Raw genomic sequence first — 22,638 nt, 5'->3', positions numbered from 1 at the left:
TCCCCCCTATGGGCGAAAAATAGTCATAATTACGCTTGATTTTAAGATACACCTCAAACGAAAGGCCTGTCAACGTTTAGCATTTCTGAGAAATCCACCTTCTCTTCCTAGAAAATAAACGTTGACACTAAATGATGCTTTTTCTACACTTAGTTGTGTACAATATGTGACCAAAGGAGGATTCAACATGGAAATGAACGTCGAAACGAATTCCTCTCCTACGGCGCCAAAGCCAAGTAAGCAAACAGGCTGGCGCATCTGGTGGAGTTTACTACGTCCCCATACATTAACAGCAGCCTTCGTGCCTGTTTTCATCGGAACAGCATATTCGATGCAGGTCGGAGGTATAAATCAAATACATCTTCCTCTTTTCCTTATGATGCTTCTTGCTTGTCTTCTCATTCAAGCAGCAACAAACATGTTTAATGAATACTTTGATTATAAAAGAGGACTCGATCACGAAGGTTCAGTTGGTATCGGCGGCGCTATCGTTCGCGATGGCATTCAGCCAAAAACAGTGCTTAACTTAGCATTTGGATTTTTCGGCATCGCAATACTATTAGGTGTTTATATTTGTATAAATTCTAGCTGGTGGCTTGCTGCAATCGGTCTTGTTTGTATGGCCGTTGCTTACCTTTATACAGGTGGCCCACTTCCAATTGCATATACACCATTTGGAGAGTTGACAGCCGGATTATTTATGGGTGTCATTATTATCGGGATTTCATTCTTTATTCAAACTGGAACTGTAACATCAGAAGTCATTTTACTATCTATTCCAAGCTCCATTTTAATTGGTGCCATTTTACTAGCCAATAATATTCGTGACTTGGATGGCGATAAAGAAAACGGTCGTAAAACGTTAGCAATTCTCGTTGGACGCGAGCGAGCGGTTGGTGTACTTGCTTCGATGTTCATCGTTTCCTACATTTGGACAATTGCTTTAATTATCGTGGGCATCGTATCACCATGGATGCTTATCGTATTTTTAAGTGCGCCGAAAGCATTTAAAGCGACGAAAGGCTTTATCGGCAAAAGCATTCCGATGGAAATGGTACCTGCGATGATTGCAACAGCAAAAACAAATACAATCTTCGGTTTCCTAATGGGAATCGGATTATTACTTGGATACTTTCTATAAAAGGAGCTGCTTATGCGGCTCCTTTTTCATATCTAAAATTCATCTCATAATTCCTACTCTCAACGCTCATACTATGTAAAGAAACTGAATTGTAGGAAGGTGGACGACTATGTTAACTCCACAACAAGTAGGTCAATTTAAATCCATTTTAGAAAAACAAAAACAAGAACTAGAGCAAACGATACAAACTCATGAAAATACAGATCGTGCTTCTGAACGTGACTCAGTAGGAGAACTGTCTAGCTATGACAACCATCCAGGTGATATGGCTACAGAGCTATATGAACGGGAAAAAGACTTCGGGCTTATTGAACTTTGGCATAAACAGCTTGAGGACACGAAACATGCCTTGCAAAAAATAGAAGCGGGTACGTACGGCATTTGCGAAGTGTCTGGCGAAGAGATTCCATTTGAAAGATTGGAAGCAATGCCGACTGCTACAACATGCATCCAGCACGCGACAAATAAGTTAAATATGAATACACGACCAGTTGAAGAAGAAGTGTTGTCTCCTTCTTTCCACAAGCATGATGAGGACAATTCTGTTGAGTACGATGCGGAAGATGCGTGGCAAGATGTCGCAAATTACGGAACATCTGAAACGCCGTCTGATTTAGAAAGACAAGATTCAAAAAACTATAATGGCATGTATGTAAATAGTGAAGAAAACGTAGGCTACGTGGAGGATTTTGAAAACTTTATCGGTACGGATATGTACGGGAAAAACCCACAAGTTTTCGCTACAGAAGAGCATGAAGAATATGAACAAATGCTTGATGATTTTGAAGAACGTACCTTCAAAGGTGAATTATCTTCAAATGAATCTAGTTCCAAAGAATAAAAAAAAGCATTCCGAAAATCGGAATGCTTTTTATCGCTAGCTAATTAGTTTTTTGTAACGTTAGCAGCTTGTGGTCCACGGTTACCTTCAACGATTTCGAAAGAAACTTCTTGACCTTCTTCTAAAGTTTTGAATCCGTCACCTTGGATAGCTGAGAAGTGAACGAATACATCGTCTCCACCTTCAACTTCGATGAAACCGAAACCTTTTTCGCTGTTGAACCATTTAACTTTACCTGTTTGCATGTCATGTACCTCCTAAATAAAAATGAAACTATGAATCCACATGAAAAGGTGGATATAAAGGACATGAATGTATAACAAGCTTACAGCCTTTAATTCAACGTGCTTTATTTCCGTACCACATTATGTAGCTCAATAGTGATTTCACTATATCACGCTATATCCAAAACGTCAAATGAGAACACTTTCATTCCACCATTTTTTTATAATTTTAATATAATGTTGAATTTCCATATTCATATATTATCCCGCCATTTGTGGGCAGCTTGATTGGCGGGAGCTGATAATCAGTTTTGGCTGGTTCCACTTTATTTGAAAATTAACAAAACTAAAGTATTCTAATCCTATTAAATTCTGTACAATATAAGTATCTATTACATACGAGGTGAAAAAAATGAGAGCACACGAAATCGAGTATAAGTTATATGGCGATGATATGCAGTTTGTTGAAATTGAGTTAGATCCAGAAGAGAGCGTGATTGCAGAAGCTGGCGCAATGATGATGATGGAAGATTACATAGAAATGGAAACAATCTTCGGTGATGGTTCTGGCCCATCTGGAGGTTTATTCGGAAAATTAATGGGGGCTGGTAAACGTCTCGTTACAGGCGAAAGTATGTTTATGACTGTATTTACAAATACAGGTCACGGCAAACGCCACGTCTCATTTGCTGCTCCTTATCCTGGTAAAATTATTCCTGTAGATTTAACAGAATATCAAGGAAAAGTAGTTTGTCAAAAAGATGCCTTTCTTTGTGCCGCAAAAGGTGTTTCCATCGGAATTGAATTTACGAAAAAAATAGGAACTGGTTTCTTCGGTGGTGAAGGTTTCATCATGCAGAAACTTGAAGGTGATGGCCTTGCTTTCATGCACGCAGGTGGAACTGTATATAAACGTGAATTAAAACCTGGTGAGAAACTTCGCATCGATACAGGTTGTCTCGTTGCTATGACAAAAGACATTAACTATGATGTCGAGTTCGTCGGTAAAGTAAAAACAGCTCTATTTGGCGGCGAGGGTTTATTCTTCGCAACATTAGAAGGTCCTGGAACAGTTTGGATTCAGTCCTTAACACTTAGCCGCTTAGCGGCACGCCTTACAAGCCCAGCAGCGCAAAGTACTGGCGAAGGTAGTGTATTAGGTGGACTTGGTCGTTTATTAGATGGGAAAGAGTAAACTGTGCCCTTATGTAGGCATGGCCATCAACTAATAAAATAATAAAATTAAAACACCCTTGCTTGCAGTAATTAAAGTGAAAGGGTGTTTTAATTTACGTCTACAAACGAGAAAAAGCAGTTAAAATAAAGTAATAAGGTTTACTTCAGGAAAATAAGGTATATTATATTTGTTGAATAGATTCTCTTTAGAGACAAGAAAAGTAGGTGAACAAAGTGGGAAAATATCAATTGGATTCCAAAAGTCAGGTAGCTGTGGCAAAGTTCCATGAAAAACAGAAACCTGCCAAATTTGATAAAAAGCAACAACTTGAAAAATTGCGTACGGAGTATTTGAAAAAGAAGCAAAAACAAACAGATAAATAATACGTTTTGTTTTTCAAATTTTTCTGTATATAGTGTAAACAAACACAAGAAAATAGGTAAGTTATTCATCGTTCAAATATATACAGGCTATTTTTTCAAACCTCTTACTTATGCAACTAACGCATGCGTCAGTTCATTAAGAATAACTAAAAAAGTCGATTCCTTGAGATGAAAAAGAGTAAACAGTGCCCTTATCAGGCACTGTTTTATTTTGACGTTATAATTTCCTCCACTGATTTAGATAAGCGATACAAGCTATTCCCCACCTCCAAAAGAATGAATCAAGTTCCTCACTGCATATATTGAACTATACTTTTTCTTAAGGAGGGCTTCCTTAATGCGTACTCCTTTATCCTTTGATAAAGACACTGCCATACTGTTAGCTTCTTGTTGTGAGTTAACGTATGAACAATATAAACAAAATGGCATTTTCGAAATACCAGATGGTTTTCAATATGTACAAGGGTTTCAAGGAAAGGCCATTCAAACAACAGAATGGTTCGGATTTATATTAGAATCTGAGGATACAATTATTGTTGCCTTCAGAGGCACTCAAACAGATCCAGATTGGATTATTGATTCTCTCGTCAATCAAAAACCTTATCCTTATGCTTTAAATGGCGGAAATGTCCATAACGGTTTTCTCTCTATTTATGAGTCTTGTCGTGATTCTATTATGGATATGCTCGTATCATTGCCAGCACATAAAAAACTGCTAGCTACTGGGCATAGTCTAGGTGGCGCGCTTGCCACATTACACATATTAGATGCACGTATAAATACTGCCTTCGCACAGTATGGACTTTATACATTCGCTTCTCCAAAAGTAGGAGATATCGCTTTTCGAAATTATTATAAACTACAAGTAGCTAGTAGCTTTCGTTTCGTCAACTTGTTCGATGTCGTCCCACTTCTCCCTCCCCGAAACATAAATTTTAATGATCATGATTGGGAGTATGCACACGTCCATCACAACATGACATTTACAAAAAACACAAAATCCATTACAAATAATCATTCCATTACAACATACAAAACATGTCTGACTTCTCATTTTTAACCAGTAAACAATTGGAAATAAAATATTCGTATACTATAATAATGTATGAAGTTATTTTTGGATGAGGGGACCTTACATGTTAAAATTTATCTTCGCACTTTTTCTTATTGTAATTTTTACGGTTACAGGTTTCTTTACATTTTCATACTTTGCAACAGGAGAGTATGATGGGGCAGGTATCATATATACCACTGTTCCATTTCTTTCTTAAGCAAAATAAATAAAACGAGCTTAATTTTATTAAGCTCGTTTTATTTATTAATATCCATTTTTGTTGGTAAATCGATAATATATCTCCCAATATAGCAACCTCTTTAAAACTGTTTAACTGCATTACCGATACCCCAAATTTCATTACTGTACTGCAAAATCGTTCGATCGCTCGCAAAATGACCAGACTGTGCAATATTTAAAATAGACATTTCTAGCCACTTCGTTCGGTTCTCATAAGCTCTACCAACAGCTTCTTGTCTTTCAGCATACGGACCAAAATCTCGCAGAACGAAATATTCATCGTTTTGAATAACGAGAGAATCGTAAATCGCTTCAAATTCAGCTCCCGATTGTGCAAAGAAACCATTTGTTAATTGATCAACTACTTTTTTAATGTGCCTATTGTGGTGATAATAATCACTTGCACGATACCCACCATTTTGATAGTAATGAAGAACCTCTTCGGCTGTTAAACCGAAAATAAAACAGTTATCCTCACCGACCCGGTCTTTTATTTCAACGTTAGCACCGTCTAGCGTTCCGAGTGTAATCGCACCATTCATCATAAATTTCATATTACCTGTTCCCGATGCTTCTTTACTCGCCGTTGAAATTTGTTCACTTACATCCGCTGCTGGGAATATATCTTCAGCTAAAGAAACTCGATAGTTTTCTAGAAAGATAACTTTCATATATTGACTGACATACGGGTCATTATTTACTTTTCTTGCGAGTTCATTTATTAATTTAATAATTTTTTTCGCGTAATAATAGCCAGGTGATGCTTTCGCTCCAAAAATAAAAGTACGCGGATAAAATGTAAAACTAGCATCCTCTTTCAAACGGTTATACAAATATAAAATATGAAGAACATTTAATAATTGTCGTTTATAAGCATGTAATCTTTTCACTTGCACATCAAAAATAGAATTTGGATCAATGGTAATCCCCATTGTATTATGAATACGTTCCGCTAAAATCTCTTTACGCTCTTGTTTTACCTCTGCAAATTTCTCTTGGAAACTTGCATCATATTGAACTAATTGTAGCTCTTGAAGCTTAATCGGTTCTTTCTTCCACTCCGTTCCAATCGCCTCTGAAATGAGATTTGTTAACTGTGGATTTGCTTTCATAAGCCAGCGCCTATGAGCAATTCCATTCGTCTTATTATTAAACTTATCTGGATAAAATTCATAAAACAATCGCATTTCCCGCTGCTTTAATATTTCCGTATGAATTTTTGCTACACCGTTTACGCTATGGCTACCGACAATCGCTAAATGAGCCATTTTCACAAGGTCATGTGCAATAATCGCCATTGCTTCAATACGATCCCACTCATACGGATACTGTTCCCACAGTTCATGACAGAAACGTTCATTAATCTCTTCAATAATCATATAAATTCTCGGTAATAACGGTTTAAAAATGTGAATTGGCCACTTTTCGAGCGCTTCTGATAACGTCGTATGATTCGTATAAGAAATCGTCTGCGTCGTTATGTGCCAAGCTTCTTCCCATGCTAACTTTTCTTCGTCTAGTAAAATACGCATCAGTTCCGGAATTGCTAAAACCGGATGTGTATCGTTAATGTGGATCGCAATTTTTTCATGTAGTTGACGAAGGTCACCATATCTTTCTCTATGCATTCGAACGATATTTTGCAAACTTGCTGATACGAGGAAATACTGTTGTTTTAAACGAAGTATTTTTCCCTCATCATGCGTATCATCTGGATATAAAAACTCCGATACAGCCTCTGTTTCACGCTTATATTTCAAAATATCTTTGCAGTTTTGCGGGAAAGGAACTGGTTCAGCATTCCAAAGTCTAAGTGTATTTACAGTACTCGTCTCATAGCCAACTACCGGCACATCATATGGCACGGCCATAATGACTTCTGCATTTGTATGCCTAAACTCTAAACGCCCGTCAATTTCTAGCGGTTCAACACTGCCGAAATAACTTACTTCTACAGCTTGATCATACCTTCTTACTTCCCATACGTTTTCATGAAGAAGCCACTGTTCTGGAAATTCAACTTGATAACCATCAACAATTTTCTGATCAAACAAACCATGTTTATAACGAATTCCACAGCCGTGTCCTGGTAAGTTTAAAGATGCGAGTGAATCGAGAAAACAGGCTGCTAAGCGTCCAAGCCCACCATTACCAAGGCCTGCATCTGCTTCCACTTCTTCTAACTCTTGTAACGAAATCCCTAGTTCAGATAACCCCTGCTCGCATACATCTCGAATACCTAAATTCAAGATGTTACTTCCAAGCAAACGTCCAAGCAAAAACTCAATAGACAAGTAATACATTTGCTTTTGCTCTCCGGATCGATAACTCTCGTTCGTTGCAATCCATTGACTATTCATATACTCACGTACCATATGGCCGAGCGTATTATATTGATCACGAGTTGTAGAATCTTTAAAACTTTTACCATACATCGTCTCTAACTTTTCTAGAAAAGTTGATTTAAAACTTTCAACATGAGTAAACATTTTTTCACCACCTACATGTTATTCCATGAGACTTTTATACAATTCCTTATAAGCAAGAGCCGATTGCTCCCAGCTATAATCTTCAGTCATCGCTTGTTTTACAAGCTGCTCCCACACTGGTTTATCATGATAGAATTCAATCGCACGATGAATCGTATGCAGCATGTCATGTGCATTAAAATTCGTGAAACTGAAACCATTTCCTTCTCCAGTTTCTTCATCATAAGAATGTACCGTATCGTTTAACCCACCTGTTTCTCTTACAATTGGAATCGTACCGTATGCTAATGCGATAAGTTGTCCAAGTCCACACGGTTCAAACAGCGATGGCATTAAAAACAAATCGCTTCCCGCATACACTTGGTGAGCTAATTCTTCATTAAATCCGATATAAACTTTTACCTTCTCCGGATACTCATATGCCATCCACTCAAAGAATTGCTCATATTCCGAATCACCTGAACCTAAAATAATACATTGTATATCTTCTTCCATTATTTCGCGGAATACAGTACGTACTAAATCAAGACCTTTTTGCTTCGTTAATCTCGTTACCATTGAAATAATTGGTGTATCCTCTTTTTCTGGCAAACCAAAATAACGCTGCAAGGCGCGTTTATTTTCACTCTTTTCATATAATGACTCTGCATCATACTGGGCCTTAATATACGAATCCGTTTCTGGATTATATACGCTCGTATCAATACCATTTACAATGCCGCTAAGCTTATCATTATATTTTCGCAGTAATCCATCTAACTTCTCACCGAAAAATTCATATTGAATTTCTTCTTTATACGTCGGGCTCACCGCTGTAATTTGATCCGAAGCAATAATACCGCCTTTCATAAAGTTTACGTTTCCATAAAACTCTAGCTGCTCACTATGAAAATATTCATCACCAAGCTCTAACAAGTCGTACATCACTTCAGGAGGAAATACACCTTGGAACTGCAAGTTATGAATCGTATATACCGTTTTAATACGCTCATATAACGGGTTATCTTGATACTTTTCACGAAGTAAGAAATTAACCATAGCCGTATGCCAATCATGGCTATGAAGAACATCCACTTCAAAATCAAGGTGCGGAATACACTCTAACACTGCTTTTGAGAAATAAGAAAAACGCTCTCCGTCATCGTAATGACCATACAGAGAATCTCTCTTAAAATAATATTCATTATCTATTAAGTAATACGTAATTCCGTCTTGCTCACCTTTTAAAATTCCACAATATTGATTTCTCCACCCAAGAGGGACGTTAATTACTTTATGTAACGTACATCCATCTCTTAACTTTTGCGGAATGAGACTATAATTCGGAAGTATAATACGAACGTCCACTCCTAATTTTTTTAGCTCTTTTGGGAGCGCACCCGCTACATCAGCTAATCCTCCCGATTTCACAAACGGTACACATTCTGATACTGCAAATAAAATATTCACTTGTTGTCCCACTGCGCGAAAAGTTTTTATTACTCCTCTTGCAGCTTCCTCCCTTCGAGTTTTCATTTAAATTAAAACTTTAATCAGTGGAGGAAAAAGCCCCCACTGATTCTTTAGGAATAACTATTAATCGTACTGTTTTGTACGCTTCCTTTTTCTACAACATACGGCTCATCGGCGCTTCCTTTTAATACGACACCGTCGCCAATTTTCACGTCTTTATCAATAATAACACCGTCTATTATACAGTTATCTCCAATTTGGCTCTTTTGCATAATAATACTGTTACGAATAATTGAACCTTTTCCAATTTTAACCGAACGGGAAACAACACTATTTTCGACTTCCCCTTCAATAATACTGCCATTTGCAATCATTGTATTTTTCACGACTGCACCCTTTAAATAACGAGTTGGTGGCTCATCTTTTACTTTCGTAAAGATCGGTGCTTCTTTCTTAAATAATTGCTTCCAAATAGCAGGTTGCAAAATTTCTAAGCTATGTTTATAGTAACTTTCAATCGAGTCAATAATTGCTACATATCCAGTATGTTCATATGTAGCAATGTGTAATGATTTCCCGCGCTTTTCTCTCACTACATCAAATAAACTGTATTGTTCCACACCTTTATATGACTCAAATAAGTCTAACAATAATTGTTTCTTTAACACGTATGTTTGAAGCGAAACCCCTTCATGGCAAACTTCTGTAATATCAGCTGCCGTATGTATATGTCGCTCTAACACCGCTTGAAAATTTAATGCTGTTACGAGATGGCTATTCGTAATAACAACGTACTCTTCTCTGCTTCTTAGAAAATAATCAATATGTCTTCTAAAGTGTGCAAAAGACCCAAATTCATCTTGGTCACATTGGCAGTTTGGCGGGAATAAAAATAGTCCGTCTCGTTTTCTATCTAAATCCCACTGTTTTCCTGAACCAACATGGTCCATTAACGAACGATTTTTATGGCTTGTAAAAACTGCCACACTATGAATACTAGAATTCACCATATTTGAAAGCATGAAATCAATGAGTCGATAACGGCCCCCAAACGGTAACGCCGCTAGTGAACGATGCCCTGTTACTTTCTTTAAGGAAGGAAAACTTCCCGTTGCATTAATAATTCCTAACATTTTTTCTCCCATTCATTTCATCCCCCTTTTCTATTTCCCTTCAGCAATTAATACTACATCGTCAACATTCTTTTCTGGACGAATGATTGTTCCATCTTCGATAACCATTTCTGATCCAACAATCGCTCTTTCAATCACAACATTTTTACCAATCTTAGCCCCTGGCATAACGACAGAATCAATCACCATACTTCCTTCTTCCACCGTCACTCCTTGGAATAACACAGAATGCTTCACGTCCCCTTCAATGACGCATCCTTCGTTAATAAGCGATTCTTCTACTTTCGCCTTTTCAGCAATATATTGAGGCGGTTCGTTTGGATTGACAGAGTAAATACGCCAATTACGATCGTTTAAATTCAGTGATGTTTCATCGCGAAGCAAATCCATATTCGCTTCCCATAAGCTCTTCACCGTTCCAACATCTTTCCAATATCCTTCAAACGGATACGCCATTAACTTCTTCCCTTCATCCAATAAAAGCGGAAGTACGTCTTTTCCGAAATCGTTACTAGATTCAGGGTTTCTTGCATCCATCTCTAAATACTCTTTCAAAATTGACCAATTAAAAATATAGATTCCCATTGATGCAAGATTACTTCTTGGAAATTGTGGTTTCTCTTCAAACTCAACAATCTCCATTTCTTCATTTGTATTCATAATGCCAAAGCGACTCGCTTCATCCCAAGGTACTTCAATAACAGAAATGGATACGTCCGATTCTTTCTCAATATGGTAATCTAGCATCTTACTGTAATCCATTTTATAAATATGGTCGCCTGATAAAATAAGAACATACTCTGGTTCATATTGACTTAAATAGTTTAAGTTTTGATAAATGGCACTTGCCGTACCTGTGTACCACTTCACACCTGAAGACTCCGCATAAGGAGGTAATACTGTGACTCCACCGCTTACTCGGTCTAAATCCCATGCATTGCCGATTCCGATATAATTATGAAGTTCTAGTGGTTGATATTGCGTTAAAATCCCAACCGTTTCAATACCAGAATTTGCGCAGTTACTTAGCGTAAAATCAATAATGCGATATTTACCACCAAATGGAACAGCTGGCTTGGCTAAATTTTTTGTTAATGCACTTAATCGACTACCTTTTCCCCCTGCTAGTAACATTGCTACGCACTTTTGTTTTTGAGCCATCTTGTTTTTTGCTCCCCTTTCTCGTCTTCACTGGTCGTAATATGGATACGCCAAATGGTGGAATTGTAATCTCTACATGTGCTGCTTGATTATGGTACGGTTCTAGAATCGTCTTAAGACGTTTCTTATTCACTTGCCCCGAACCGCCATATTGCTGTGCATCACTGTTTAAAATCTCGTTATAATACTCGAAATCTGGTACACCTACTTTATAGTTTTCATATGTAGCTTTCGTAAAATTACATACGATAACTAACGCATCCTCTTGTTTATCCCCTTGGCGGATAAACGAGAAAATACTTTGCTCGTTATTATTAGCATCAATCCACTGAAAACCTTCAGGCGAATGATCAAGCTGCCAAAGTGGTTTTGAGCGCTTATACAATGCTATGAGTTCTTTAAAGTAATCATGCATATAACGATGCATTTCAAAATCATGTAAATTCCAATCTAAATCTTCAAGGTCTTTCCACTCATCAAACTGTCCGAATTCCCCTCCCATGAAAAGTAATTTCTTTCCTGGGTGAGTAAAGAAATATCCATATAATAAACGAAGCTGAGCAAACTTATCCCAGTAATCACCTGGCATTTTATTTAATAACGACTTTTTCCCATGAACGACTTCATCATGAGAAAGCGGTAATATGAAGTTTTCAGAGTACGCATATAGCAAAGAAAACGTCATTTTCTCATGAATGTGTTTCCTATATTCAGGCGCACACTCCATATATTTCAGCACGTCATTCATCCAGCCCATGTTCCATTTGTAATTGAATCCAAGCCCACCTTCATACGTTGGAGTTGTTACAAGTGGCCAAGCTGTTGAATCTTCTGCCGTCATAAGAAAATCTTCATCCTCTGCAAACACTGCTTCATTTAACTCTCTTAAAAATGAAACAGCATGCTCATTACTTTGCTCTTGTCCTTCTTTATTCCAGTACAACATGTTCGCAACTGCATCAACTCTGAAACCATCAATATGGAAATATCTCATCCAAAATAACGCATTTGAAATTAAGAAATTACGTACCTCTCTCTTTCCTAAATCAAAATTGACAGTTCCCCATACTGGATTTTCTTGTACATCTTTATCTTTATATTCATAGGTCGGTGTACCATCAAACAAATATAAACCGTGAGCATCTTTACAAAAATGCCCCGGCACCCAATCTAAAATGACACCGATTCCATATTTATGACATTCGTCGACAAAATGCATTAAATCATGCGGCGTACCAAATCTACTCGTCGCTGCATAATATCCCGTTCCTTGGTATCCCCAAGAACGATCATATGGATGCTCAACAAGCGGCATAATTTCAATATGTGTAAATTGATGTTCCACCACATACGGGATGAGCTCTTCAACCATTTCCCTGTAAGAGTACAGCGTTCCATCTTCTTTCTTTTTCCAAGAACCAAAATGTAATTCATAAACTGTCATCGCTTCTTTATAAATCGATTTTTTCTTTTTCTTACGATTCCAGTTTTTATCATTCCATTCATATCCTTTTATATCAAAAACTACAGATGCCGTATTCGGTCTTACTTCTGCATATACAGCATACGGATCTGCCTTTAAAATGACGTCACCAGCCAATGTTTCAATCGCATATTTATATATTTCTCCTTCTTCAATATGCGGTATAAATAAGGACCAAATGCCTTCTTCTGTCACTTGTAGCATCTTATGTTGCTCATAATCCCACTCATTAAAATCCCCAACAACACTCATTGCTTTCGCATGAGGAGCCCACACTGTAAATCGTACCCCTTGAATCTCATCTTCCGTCACAACATGCGCGCCAAAGATGTTATAACTTTCATAGTACTTTTCTGTATGAAACTCATCTCGTTTCACTTCTTCACAATTTATTACATTCAATATGCTCACCTCACTTAGATGACAGAATTTTTTATACTTTAACTATTTCTGCGAAAAACTGCAATATCCTTGTTAATTTATAAAAAACATTCGTTTTTTTCTTAAAAATGTTAGTTTTTCTTCACATTTCCGTGTAAAATATCGAATTTTGACGAATATTCATTGTAAACGCTTCATTCTACTTCTATATTTCCTCCTATTATTTTTTTCTCAACCTTTATTTTATTAGGTTTATACTATTTTTCATGCTATTTTCCACTCAAAATCAAAACAAAATAATCTGTAATAAAAAAATGTTTCTCAACATTTTTTGTCATATTTTTATTGAAACGCGAAATTCATAAGCATATACTTGTTCTCAATAAAGAACCCTGATCTTTCGTAACTATAATTCATAGCGGACTACTATGTTTACTTATTTATCCTTGTTGCGAACGGTTGCTATACAAATTTAACTAGGAGGCTTTCTTATGTCATTAAAACAAAAAGTAGGAATGGGAATTATCACCGCTTCACTTGGCTTATCCCTTACATTCGGCGGTGTAATCGTTAATGTAAAAGATTTAAAACCAGGTGATTTTATTGAAAGGAACTTCAAGCTTGAAAATAAAGGTACATTGGATATCGCAAAAGTAGCACTTGAAACATCATATGAAGTTACAGATGCAAAGCAAAATAATGACGGTGAAGATTTAGGTGATCACATTATCGTCAAGTTTCTAGTAAATGATGGACAGCCATCTAATCCAAACGATGATCATGAGATTGTGTGGGAAACAAAACTATCACAATTAAAAACTATGAAACCTGAAGATGTCGCTACGTCTCTAGAACGTCATAACTTAATAGATGGTATTAAATCTGGTGAAACAGATTACTTACACGTCCTCTTCTCATTTGAAGATAACGACCGAGATCAAAATAAATTTCAAGGTGATTCCCTGCAGCTAAACTGGACATTCCATACTGAGCAAACAGCTGGCGTGGAGAAATAATTTTTAAAAATATAAATTACCGGAGGCCTATAAATGAAAAAGAAAAATCGTTTTGTTACCGGAATTGTAACAGCTGGCGTTTTGTTTTCAACTGCTATTCCGTTCAATGTACTTGCTGAAAATCCTATTAACCAAATTGAATCTTCAAATGCTCATTCTATATTATCTAAGCTTTCTAAAGAACAACGCCTGGCATTACAAACGGTAGATGCCAACCCTGGTTTTACAATTTCACCAGATATTAATACGAGTAGTTCTGAGCCTGTAAATATCATCGTAGAATTTCAAACTGCTCCAGTAAAGATTAATGAATTAAAACAAAAAGAAAAAGGATTACAGTCTGCTCCTGAAAATATAAAAGCACGTATTGATCAAGAACATGAAGAATTCGAAAAAGGACTAAAACGTCTTTATCAATTCAGCCCATCAGTAAAATCAGGAAACTTCCAGTCTGTACAAATTAAACGTTCTTATAAGCATGCGATAAATGGTGTTGCGATGACATTACCAGCAAATACAGTAGAAGAATTGTTACGAATTGGCGTTGTAAAACGTATTTGGAAAGATTACGAAGTGAAATTAAATTTACCAAAACAAGCTGAGCAAAAAGCGCCTCAAAAACTAACAGATAGCATCCCGCAAATTGGAGTAGATAAGTTACATAGTGAGGGCATTACCGGAAAAGGAATTAAAGTTGGTGTATTAGATACAGGTATTGATTACAATCATCCTGACTTAAAAGACGTATATAAAGGCTATCGCGCGAAACCTGGTGAGGACTCTAGCAAAGTAGACCCAAACTCAGTAAAGGGTTGGGACTTTATTAATAATGATGCAGATCCAATGGAAACTACTTATTCAGAATGGCAACAATCTGGTGCTCCTGAATTTGATAACCGTGGTTCTTCCTTCTACACAGCCCACGGCACTCACGTAGCAGGTATCGTTTCTGCTCAAAAGAAGAACCAATCTGATTCAGCAGTAAAAGGTGTTGCACCTGACATTGAACTGTATAACTATCGTGTACTCGGTCCATACGGAAGTGGAGATAGTTCAGGTATTATCGCTGCAATTGATAAATCCATTTCTGACGGTATGAACGTTATTAACTTATCGTTAGGTGATGATAGCAACAATCCACTCGATCCAACATCTATCGCTGTTAATAATGCAATGCTTTCAGGCGTTGTTACAGTCGTTGCTGCTGGTAACTCTGGACCAAATCCATCAACACTCGGATCACCAGGTGCTTCACCATTTGCAATTACGGTTGGAGCAAGTGATAGCTCTATTTCCTTACCGAAACTATCAGGTCATGCTGGACAATTACAATTTCCTAACCTAATTCTATTCGGCAAAAACTTCACTGATAAAATAGAAGATTTCAAGGGACAAACTTTACCTATTGAATATGTAGGAATTGGTACGCCTGACGAGTTTAGTAAAAAAGATGTAAAAGGAAAAATCGCTCTCGTTGCACGCGGTACACTGTCATTTGATGAAAAAATTGCTAATGCAAAACAAGCAGGTGCAAAAGCCGTTATTATTTATAACAATGTGGATGGAGAAATTCCTTTCTACGTTGGCGAAAGTACAAAATACATTCCAGCATTCCGCCTAACGAAAGAAGAAGGTGAAAAACTAAAAGCTCAAATCGAACAAGGTAGCACCTCCTTAACTCTCGATGAAATTAATTACATTCAAACAGAAGGCGATCATCTTGCAGACTTTAGCTCACGCGGTCCTGTTACAGCAAATGATGATATTAAGCCTGATATTACAGCGCCTGGTGTCGCTATCCTTTCAACAGTTCCTGAATATATTAACGACCCGCAAGAGGGTGAAAACTACGCTGTTTCCTATGAGCGTATGCAAGGAACATCTATGGCTTCTCCTCATATCGCTGGCGTTGCTGCTCTAATTTTACAAGAACACCCAGACTACTCTCCGTTCGATGTAAAAGCGTCTCTTATGAACACAGCTAATGATTTAAAAGAAAAATATTCCGTATATGAAGTTGGAGCTGGGCGAGTAGATGCTTACAACGCCGTTCGTACAGAAACAAGCTTTAAAGTATTAGATACGACACAAACTGTTGTAAATGATGAAGTAATTGAAGTACCCGAAGAAACTGGATCTATTGCATTCGGTAAGTTTTATCAAAAAGACGGTGAAGCTCTTGAACAAAAACGAAATATAAAAGTAACTAATCATAATAAACAAGAGAAAAAAGAATTTAAAACAGAAATTTCTTATACACCAGCATCGTCTACTATTAACGATGCTGTCGCAAACGGTGTAAAAATCTCTGCTCCAGAAACAATTACTCTTGATGCTGGCAAAACAGGTGAAATTGAAGCAAAAATTAATGTTCCAGCCGGTGTGAAACAAGGCCGATATGAAGGGTACATTCATATTACGAACACAAAAAATAAAGAAGAAACATATCAAATCCCATTCTCTATTCGTGTATCAGAGCCTGGTATTGAAAATGCAATACTATCAAGAAAAGCAATTTCAACTGATACATCTAAATTCAATCCATACGGTGAATCGTATGTTCACGGAGCATTCCAATTAAACAGCGAACTTGAAACGTTAGATCTTATCGTAAAAGATTCCAAAACAAATAAAGCTCTTGGCTTCATTGGAACATTAAACACGAGTGGCCTAAAAACTGATGTGTATTACTACTTAGATTCATTCTTTAATGGAAAAGTGTATCCTTTTACAAATGATCCTGCAAAACCAATCGGTAATGAGAAAATCAACTTACCAGAAGGAGACTACACAATTGAGTTTGTCGGTTATGATAAGGCTGGGAAAGCACGTGTAAAAGGTGATTATGTTGTAATTGATAATACACCACCAGAAGTGAAATTAACTGGATTAAAACCTGGTATTTACGAGTTAAATGAAGAAAATTATACAGTAGAAGATGGCAAAAAAGCACTATGGATTAAAGGAAATGTATACGATTCAAACGTTGATTACTTAAAAGGAAAAGGATTAAACATTACGCAAGAAGCGAATGGCGTTATGTACTATGACTATTCTCCATACTTGCATAAGTTTTTACCGATTAATGCAAATGGCGACTTTAAAGTTGGCATTACACCTGACTCCTTCAGAACGGAAGGTCCAATGAACACAGGCGTATATATTTTCGATTATGCAACTGCAGGTCCTGACTATCCAAACGGTGTAAATAACTACTGGTTTATCCCGCAAGGTGCTCAATATGCAAAAACTAGTTACGATAAAAAAGAATTATATAAAAATGACGAGTTCACAGTAACACTAAACGCGAAACACGTAAAACAATTTGTTGCTGGGCAATTTAATGTAAACTTCCTAGAGAAGAACTTCAAATTTGCAAATGCGAAATTTAATCCTGCTTTTGAAAAGCTACTTTCCCAAAAAGGGGTAACCGCAAAAGTAAATGAACCGAAACTAGAGGCAGGCTCTGTTACAGTTGGCGGAGCTATCGATGACAAAAATTTTGCTGGATTAGATGGTGATTTCCCGTTCATTGATGTAACGTTCAAAGTAGAAAATGATGAGTTTTATGAAGCAAACGCTCAATTAGAATCACCAATTTTTGTTTACTGGAAACAAGGTGAATCAGAACCAAATAGAATGCGTGTACTTCAAGATCAAACATTCTCAGTTATGTCCTTAAACTCATTAGTAGAAGGAAATATTAAACCTGGTGCATTCTTAAATGAACGCGGATATTTAGATGAAAAGTTCGATTATACAAAGCTTGGCGTAAAAGTATATGCGACTGATTCTTACCGTCATAAGTTTGAAGGCTCACTAGATAAATACGGATACTTCAAACTAAATGGACTTCCAGTTAATAAACGCGACTATAACTTATATGTAGAGGTGCCAGGACATTTAACAAGCCGCCTAACAACGAAACTTGGTACTGAAAAAGACGGTAAGTTGCTTGGCCAATATTATTATGCAAGACCTGACGAAAACCTTGCCGGCGATGTAAATGGTGATAAAGTAATCGATATTAAAGATGCTGAAATCATTGCTAGCAACTATGGTAAAAAAGGACTAACTGTAAAAGACGGAGATCTTAATAAAGATGGTATTGTCGACGAAAAAGATATTCGCTCCGTTGAAAAGAACTTCTTGAAAAAAGGGCCAGATGCATCTAAATCACAAACACCTGTAGAAAAATCAAAAAGCGGTACACTGGCAGATATTTTAAAGAAATTAGGATTAACGCCTAAAAAATAATAAAGTGAAACTTTAATCAATTGAGGTTTTACTGCCCGGCAAATAGCGGAATAATAAAGAGCACTCTACGTAAAATAGAGTGCTCTTTTTCTATAAACGACCCTTATCCAGCAAAAGGGGTATATTGGGGATATACAAGGGAAACCGGAAAAGGAATTTATATTAAATTATATAAGTTCAGAGGTAAGAAGCAGTTTCCCACCTCTGAACTATTTAGCAATTATTATAGTACTGGTGCCATTGTTTCTTTTAATACTTTTACAGAATGAGCGAACTTCGCTTTTTCATCTTCATTTAGCTCAAGTTCTACGATTTCACGTACACCTTCGCGGTTAATTACAGCTGGAACACCTACGTAAGCATCTTTCTCGCCGTATTGACCTTCAAGGTATGCAGATACAGTTAATACGCTGTTCTCGTTGTTTAAGATTGCTTTAGTTACACGAAGTAGTGACATACCGATTCCGTAGTAAGTTGCACCTTTACGCTCGATGATATGGTAAGCTGCATCACGTACGTTTTCGAAGATTTTGTCTAAGTCTTCTTGTTTGTACTGTTCGTTGTTAGCTAAGATTGTTTCTAATTTTTGTACACCGATAGTAGCGTGGCTCCATACTGGAAGTTCAGTGTCACCGTGTTCACCAACGATGTAAGCATGAACGTTACGTGGATCTACATCTAAGTAGTCACCTAACATGTAACGGAAACGAGCAGAGTCTAAAGTAGTACCAGAACCGATTACGCGCTCTTTCGGTAAACCAGATTCTTTCCAAGTTACGTAAGTTAAAATATCAACTGGGTTAGTTGCGATTAAGAAGATTCCATCGAATCCGCTATCCATAATGCCTCGAACGATTTGTTTAAAGATCTTTGTATTTTTCTCAACTAAGTCTAAACGAGTTTCACCTGGCTTTTGTGGTAACCCAGCAGTGATAACAACTAAATCTGCATCTTTACAATCTGCATAGCTACCGCTCCAAACTTTTGTTGGTGATGGAGAGAATGGTACCGCATGGCTTAAGTCCATTGCTTCCCCTTCTGCTTTTGCTTCATTAACATCTACTAATACGAATTCTTCAGCTACACCTTGGTTGATCATTGAGTAAGCGTAACTACAACCTACAGCTCCTGTTCCTACTAATACTACACGATTGATACCTTTTTTCATGGTAATTTCCCCTCTCTATTGTTCACATATATTTTTTTATGATTGTTTAAGTAATTAATTAAAATACTAATTTAATGTTGTTTAACTTCTTTACATTCATATTGTAGCACGTATTATTGTGAATTACTTCACAAATTATGACCTATTTGTGAACTTTTTCACATAGAGTGTAAAGTTATTGGAATAGGTGTGGAATCCATTTCAATGGAGGCGTTTTCTTTAGATTGTGAAAGGGATTTTCTTGTGGTTTTTGTCGGTAAGTGAAATTATACCAGCGATTTTTAGAATATATCGACCGTAACTCCAAATATATCAGCGATTATTAAAATTTATCGATCGTAACTCAAATTATATCAGCGATTTTTGCAATATATCGACTTACCGGCAAAACTCGACAATACTGACAACATAAAAAAACTGTCTTCAGTAGATCACAGCTATTGAGAGAAAGCAACTTCTTCTATATATTATTTATTTTCCACAGTAGCTCCCAGATGCATTTTTCATCGGTTTCTCCAAGTGTAGGAGGCTACAGCCATACAGCTGGGGTAAAAGTTCAAGTTGAAGTTAATTCCTTCATATTCATACAGGTCCAAATAATTAACATGATTGTATTTACGGCTCTCTATGTACCCAACTGCAACAGCGAATACTTCATATTTCTTCTATTGCATAAAAAAGCAGACTATCCAAAGTCCATTTTTATACAACAAAAAAGAGATAGCAGATTATGCTATCTCTTTTAGTATGACCCGTACGGGATTCGAACCCGTGTTACCGCCGTGAAAGGGCGGTGTCTTAACCACTTGACCAACGGGCCAGTTCTGGCAGAGAAGAAGGGATTCGAACCCTCGCACCGCGTTCGCGATCTACTCCCTTAGCAGGGGAGCCCCTTGAGCCACTTGGGTACTTCTCTATAAATATGGCTCCGCAGGTAGGACTCGAACCTACGACCGATCGGTTAACAGCCGATAGCTCTACCACTGAGCTACTGCGGAACAATTATGGTGGGCCTAAATGGACTCGAACCATCGACCTCACGCTTATCAGGCGTGCGCTCTAACCAGCTGAGCTATAGGCCCATAATTGAAAAGCGGGTGAAGAGAATCGAACTCTCGACCAGAGCTTGGAAGGCTCTTGTTTTACCACTAAACTACACCCGCATTAAATTGTAAATGGTGAGCCATGAAGGACTCGAACCTTCGACCCTCTGATTAAAAGTCAGATGCTCTACCAACTGAGCTAATGGCTCATTTTGAAAGTGGTGCCGACTAGAGGACTTGAACCCCCAACCTACTGATTACAAGTCAGTTGCTCTACCAATTGAGCTAAGTCGGCTTGCGACTTCAAAATGGTGGCTCGGGACGGAATCGAACCGCCGACACGAGGATTTTCAGTCCTCTGCTCTACCGACTGAGCTACCGAGCCTTTATGTAAAAATGGCGGTCCCGACCGGGGTCGAACCGGCGATCTCCTGCGTGACAGGCAGGCATGTTAACCACTACACCACGGGACCATTTGGTTGCGGGGACAGGATTTGAACCTGCGACCTTCGGGTTATGAGCCCGACGAGCTACCGTGCTGCTCCACCCCGCGATGATAAAATATTTACTTTAGAAAAAATGGAGGAGGTAGAGGGATTCGAACCCCCGCGCGACTCTCGCCGCCTGTCGGTTTTCAAGACCGATCCCTTCAGCCGAACTTGGGTATACCTCCGAGATATATACGTCTAATGGTGGACCTTGTAGGACTCGAACCTACGACCGGACGGTTATGAGCCGTCTGCTCTAACCAGCTGAGCTAAAGGTCCTTTATGGTAGCGGCGGAGGGGATCGAACCCCCGACCTCACGGGTATGAACCGTACGCTCTAGCCAGCTGAGCTACACCGCCATAAATGATATTAATATAAGTGGAGCCTAGCGGGATCGAACCGCTGACCTCCTGCGTGCAAGGCAGGCGCTCTCCCAGCTGAGCTAAGGCCCCATGTTTTTTAGGAATATCGGGAAGACAGGATTTGAACCTGCGACCCCCTGGTCCCAAACCAGGTGCTCTACCAAGCTGAGCCACTTCCCGTTAATAAAAGCGCGCCCGAGAGGAGTCGAACCCCTAACCTCTTGATCCGTAGTCAAACGCTCTATCCAATTGAGCTACGGGCGCATATGGTGCCGAGGGCGGGGGTCGAACCCGCACGGTGGTCACCCACCGCAGGATTTTAAGTCCTGTGCGTCTGCCTGTTCCGCCACCCCGGCATGTCATATTGAAAATTGGAGCGGAAGACGGGATTCGAACCCGCGACCCCAACCTTGGCAAGGTTGTATTCTACCACTGAACTACTTCCGCAAGACATGTATGAGTTATTTAATTAAAAGTGCGGGTGAAGGGAGTCGAACCCCCACGCCAAAGGCGCCAGATCCTAAGTCTGGTGCGTCTGCCAATTCCGCCACACCCGCATATTAATTTATTTAAGAAAAATGGGGCGACTGATGGGAATCGAACCCACGAATGCCGGAGCCACAATCCGGTGCGTTAACCACTTCGCCACAACCGCCATGATTTCTGGTGCCGACTAGAGGACTTGAACCCCCAACCTACTGATTACAAGTCAGTTGCTCTACCAATTGAGCTAAGTCGGCTAAATGGTGGAGGATGACGGGATCGAACCGCCGACCCCCTGCTTGTAAGGCAGGTGCTCTCCCAGCTGAGCTAATCCTCCATTTGCCTGGCAACGTCCTACTCTCACAGGGACAAGGTCCCAACTACCATCGGCGCTAGAGAGCTTAACTTCCGTGTTCGGTATGGGAACGGGTGTGACCTCTCTGCCATCATTACCAGACTGTATTCATTTAAGACAAGAATTATTGTAACTCATTTACTTTCGAAAGTCAACAAGTTTTTTATATTCTTTCAAAACTAGATAACATTGCTTCATATTATATGGTTAAGTCCTCGATCTATTAGTATTCGTCAGCTCCACATGTCACCATGCTTCCACCTCGAACCTATCAACCTGATCATCTTTCAGGGATCTTACTAGCTT

15 protein-coding genes, 22 tRNA genes and 2 rRNA genes are annotated in these 22,638 nt (G+C 38.3%); 8 read left to right on the top strand and 31 right to left on the bottom strand.

Translation table 11 applies throughout. The features are described 5' to 3' along the window. The first annotated feature begins 187 nt into the window (after positions 1-187). Complete coding sequence (locus ACTFO4_RS00195; protein ID WP_000425762.1) at positions 188-1,141, top strand: 1,4-dihydroxy-2-naphthoate polyprenyltransferase; 954 nt, start codon at positions 188-190, stop codon at positions 1,139-1,141. A 109-nt stretch (positions 1,142-1,250) separates the two neighbouring features. Further along, a complete protein-coding gene (locus ACTFO4_RS00190) occupies positions 1,251-1,982 on the top strand; it encodes a yteA family sporulation protein (RefSeq protein ID WP_000957396.1) in 732 nt (243 codons plus the stop codon). A gap of 44 nt (positions 1,983-2,026) precedes the next feature. Here ACTFO4_RS00190 and cspD read toward each other — a convergent pair whose 3' ends face one another. Beyond that, positions 2,027-2,227: a cold-shock protein CspD gene (gene cspD / locus ACTFO4_RS00185; RefSeq protein WP_001193054.1), complete on the bottom strand. Its 201-nt coding sequence runs from the start codon at positions 2,225-2,227 to the stop codon at positions 2,027-2,029. 391 nt (positions 2,228-2,618) lie between these two features. On the opposite strand from cspD, the gene ACTFO4_RS00180 reads away from it, so the two are divergent. The 4 genes from ACTFO4_RS00180 to ACTFO4_RS00165 all read left to right on the top strand — a co-directional run bounded on the left by ACTFO4_RS00180 (position 2,619) and on the right by ACTFO4_RS00165 (position 5,037). Beyond that, entirely contained in the window at positions 2,619-3,401 is a 783-nt protein-coding gene (locus ACTFO4_RS00180) for a TIGR00266 family protein (RefSeq protein ID WP_001201257.1), read from the top strand. A gap of 215 nt (positions 3,402-3,616) precedes the next feature. Beyond that, entirely contained in the window at positions 3,617-3,766 is a 150-nt protein-coding gene (locus ACTFO4_RS00175; protein ID WP_000521639.1) for a hypothetical protein, read from the top strand. Between the two features lie 337 nt (positions 3,767-4,103). Then, the gene (locus ACTFO4_RS00170; protein ID WP_001260111.1) at positions 4,104-4,826 is read left to right on the top strand and encodes a lipase family protein; all 723 of its coding nucleotides are present in this window, start codon (positions 4,104-4,106) and stop codon (positions 4,824-4,826) included. A gap of 76 nt (positions 4,827-4,902) precedes the next feature. After that, entirely contained in the window at positions 4,903-5,037 is a 135-nt protein-coding gene (locus ACTFO4_RS00165) for a hypothetical protein (protein WP_000911075.1), read from the top strand. 103 nt (positions 5,038-5,140) lie between these two features. On the opposite strand, the gene glgP is transcribed toward ACTFO4_RS00165, so the two are convergent. The 5 genes from glgP to glgB form a co-directional block, all read right to left on the bottom strand. Beyond that, positions 5,141-7,549, bottom strand: a complete 2,409-nt coding sequence (gene glgP / locus ACTFO4_RS00160; protein ID WP_000494109.1) for a glycogen phosphorylase — start codon at positions 7,547-7,549, stop codon at positions 5,141-5,143. Between the two features lie 18 nt (positions 7,550-7,567). Beyond that, entirely contained in the window at positions 7,568-8,998 is a 1,431-nt protein-coding gene (glgA, locus tag ACTFO4_RS00155) for a glycogen synthase GlgA (RefSeq protein ID WP_071739813.1), read from the bottom strand. A 113-nt stretch (positions 8,999-9,111) separates the two neighbouring features. Next, positions 9,112-10,146: a glucose-1-phosphate adenylyltransferase subunit GlgD gene (gene glgD / locus ACTFO4_RS00150; protein WP_000504168.1), complete on the bottom strand. Its 1,035-nt coding sequence runs from the start codon at positions 10,144-10,146 to the stop codon at positions 9,112-9,114. Between the two features lie 18 nt (positions 10,147-10,164). After that, a complete protein-coding gene (glgC, locus tag ACTFO4_RS00145) occupies positions 10,165-11,295 on the bottom strand; it encodes a glucose-1-phosphate adenylyltransferase (RefSeq protein ID WP_000057619.1) in 1,131 nt (376 codons plus the stop codon). Continuing rightward, the gene (gene glgB / locus ACTFO4_RS00140; RefSeq protein ID WP_001100880.1) at positions 11,243-13,180 is read right to left on the bottom strand and encodes a 1,4-alpha-glucan branching protein GlgB; all 1,938 of its coding nucleotides are present in this window, start codon (positions 13,178-13,180) and stop codon (positions 11,243-11,245) included. The genes glgC and glgB overlap by 53 nt, the downstream gene beginning before the upstream one ends. Before the next feature lie 470 nt (positions 13,181-13,650). On the opposite strand from glgB, the gene ACTFO4_RS00135 reads away from it, so the two are divergent. After that, entirely contained in the window at positions 13,651-14,175 is a 525-nt protein-coding gene (locus tag ACTFO4_RS00135; protein WP_440013334.1) for a TasA family protein, read from the top strand. A gap of 33 nt (positions 14,176-14,208) precedes the next feature. Then, positions 14,209-18,432 carry a S8 family serine peptidase gene (locus ACTFO4_RS00130; RefSeq protein WP_440013335.1) on the top strand — a complete coding sequence of 1,408 codons (4,224 nt, stop codon included), beginning with the start codon at positions 14,209-14,211 and terminating at the stop codon, positions 18,430-18,432. A 223-nt stretch (positions 18,433-18,655) separates the two neighbouring features. Here ACTFO4_RS00130 and ACTFO4_RS00125 read toward each other — a convergent pair whose 3' ends face one another. From ACTFO4_RS00125 to ACTFO4_RS00005, 25 genes are all read right to left on the bottom strand, one after another. Further along, positions 18,656-19,600 carry an L-lactate dehydrogenase gene (locus ACTFO4_RS00125; protein WP_000715338.1) on the bottom strand — a complete coding sequence of 315 codons (945 nt, stop codon included), beginning with the start codon at positions 19,598-19,600 and terminating at the stop codon, positions 18,656-18,658. A 748-nt stretch (positions 19,601-20,348) separates the two neighbouring features. Then, positions 20,349-20,420, bottom strand: a tRNA-Glu gene (locus ACTFO4_RS00120). 5 nt (positions 20,421-20,425) lie between these two features. Further along, a tRNA-Ser gene (locus tag ACTFO4_RS00115) sits at positions 20,426-20,516 on the bottom strand. A gap of 7 nt (positions 20,517-20,523) precedes the next feature. Then, positions 20,524-20,598, bottom strand: a tRNA-Asn gene (locus ACTFO4_RS00110). A 7-nt stretch (positions 20,599-20,605) separates the two neighbouring features. Then, a tRNA-Ile gene (locus ACTFO4_RS00105) sits at positions 20,606-20,682 on the bottom strand. Between the two features lie 10 nt (positions 20,683-20,692). Continuing rightward, positions 20,693-20,763 (bottom strand) — tRNA-Gly (locus ACTFO4_RS00100). A 13-nt stretch (positions 20,764-20,776) separates the two neighbouring features. After that, positions 20,777-20,852, bottom strand: a tRNA-Lys gene (locus ACTFO4_RS00095). Positions 20,853-20,862: 10 nt separating this feature from the next. Beyond that, positions 20,863-20,938 (bottom strand) — tRNA-Thr (locus ACTFO4_RS00090). 14 nt (positions 20,939-20,952) lie between these two features. Beyond that, positions 20,953-21,028: transfer RNA gene (locus ACTFO4_RS00085), tRNA-Phe, on the bottom strand. Positions 21,029-21,040: 12 nt separating this feature from the next. Beyond that, positions 21,041-21,116 (bottom strand) — tRNA-Asp (locus tag ACTFO4_RS00080). 3 nt (positions 21,117-21,119) lie between these two features. Next, positions 21,120-21,196 (bottom strand) — tRNA-Met (locus tag ACTFO4_RS00075). 27 nt (positions 21,197-21,223) lie between these two features. After that, positions 21,224-21,316 (bottom strand) — tRNA-Ser (locus tag ACTFO4_RS00070). A gap of 17 nt (positions 21,317-21,333) precedes the next feature. Further along, positions 21,334-21,410, bottom strand: a tRNA-Ile gene (locus tag ACTFO4_RS00065). Between the two features lie 4 nt (positions 21,411-21,414). Continuing rightward, positions 21,415-21,491 (bottom strand) — tRNA-Met (locus ACTFO4_RS00060). Positions 21,492-21,511: 20 nt separating this feature from the next. After that, positions 21,512-21,584 (bottom strand) — tRNA-Ala (locus ACTFO4_RS00055). A gap of 16 nt (positions 21,585-21,600) precedes the next feature. Further along, positions 21,601-21,674, bottom strand: a tRNA-Pro gene (locus ACTFO4_RS00050). Between the two features lie 10 nt (positions 21,675-21,684). Further along, a tRNA-Arg gene (locus tag ACTFO4_RS00045) sits at positions 21,685-21,758 on the bottom strand. Between the two features lie 3 nt (positions 21,759-21,761). Next, a tRNA-Leu gene (locus ACTFO4_RS00040) sits at positions 21,762-21,850 on the bottom strand. Positions 21,851-21,866: 16 nt separating this feature from the next. Further along, positions 21,867-21,941: transfer RNA gene (locus ACTFO4_RS00035), tRNA-Gly, on the bottom strand. Between the two features lie 29 nt (positions 21,942-21,970). Further along, positions 21,971-22,051 (bottom strand) — tRNA-Leu (locus ACTFO4_RS00030). A gap of 22 nt (positions 22,052-22,073) precedes the next feature. Beyond that, positions 22,074-22,149, bottom strand: a tRNA-His gene (locus ACTFO4_RS00025). Between the two features lie 9 nt (positions 22,150-22,158). Further along, positions 22,159-22,234, bottom strand: a tRNA-Thr gene (locus ACTFO4_RS00020). Positions 22,235-22,238: 4 nt separating this feature from the next. Next, positions 22,239-22,314: transfer RNA gene (locus ACTFO4_RS00015), tRNA-Val, on the bottom strand. 4 nt (positions 22,315-22,318) lie between these two features. Next, positions 22,319-22,434, bottom strand: a 5S ribosomal RNA gene (gene rrf, locus ACTFO4_RS00010). Between the two features lie 101 nt (positions 22,435-22,535). Then, positions 22,536-22,638, bottom strand: a 23S ribosomal RNA gene (locus ACTFO4_RS00005); the annotation flags it as partial.

The sequence above is a fragment of the Bacillus cereus group sp. MYBKT14-1 genome (assembly GCF_051915185.1).
GTDB lineage: Bacteria > Bacillota > Bacilli > Bacillales > Bacillaceae_G > Bacillus_A > Bacillus_A cereus.
The sequence above is the reverse complement of the archived record's forward strand: the minus strand, read 5'-3'. Positions and strand labels throughout refer to the sequence as shown.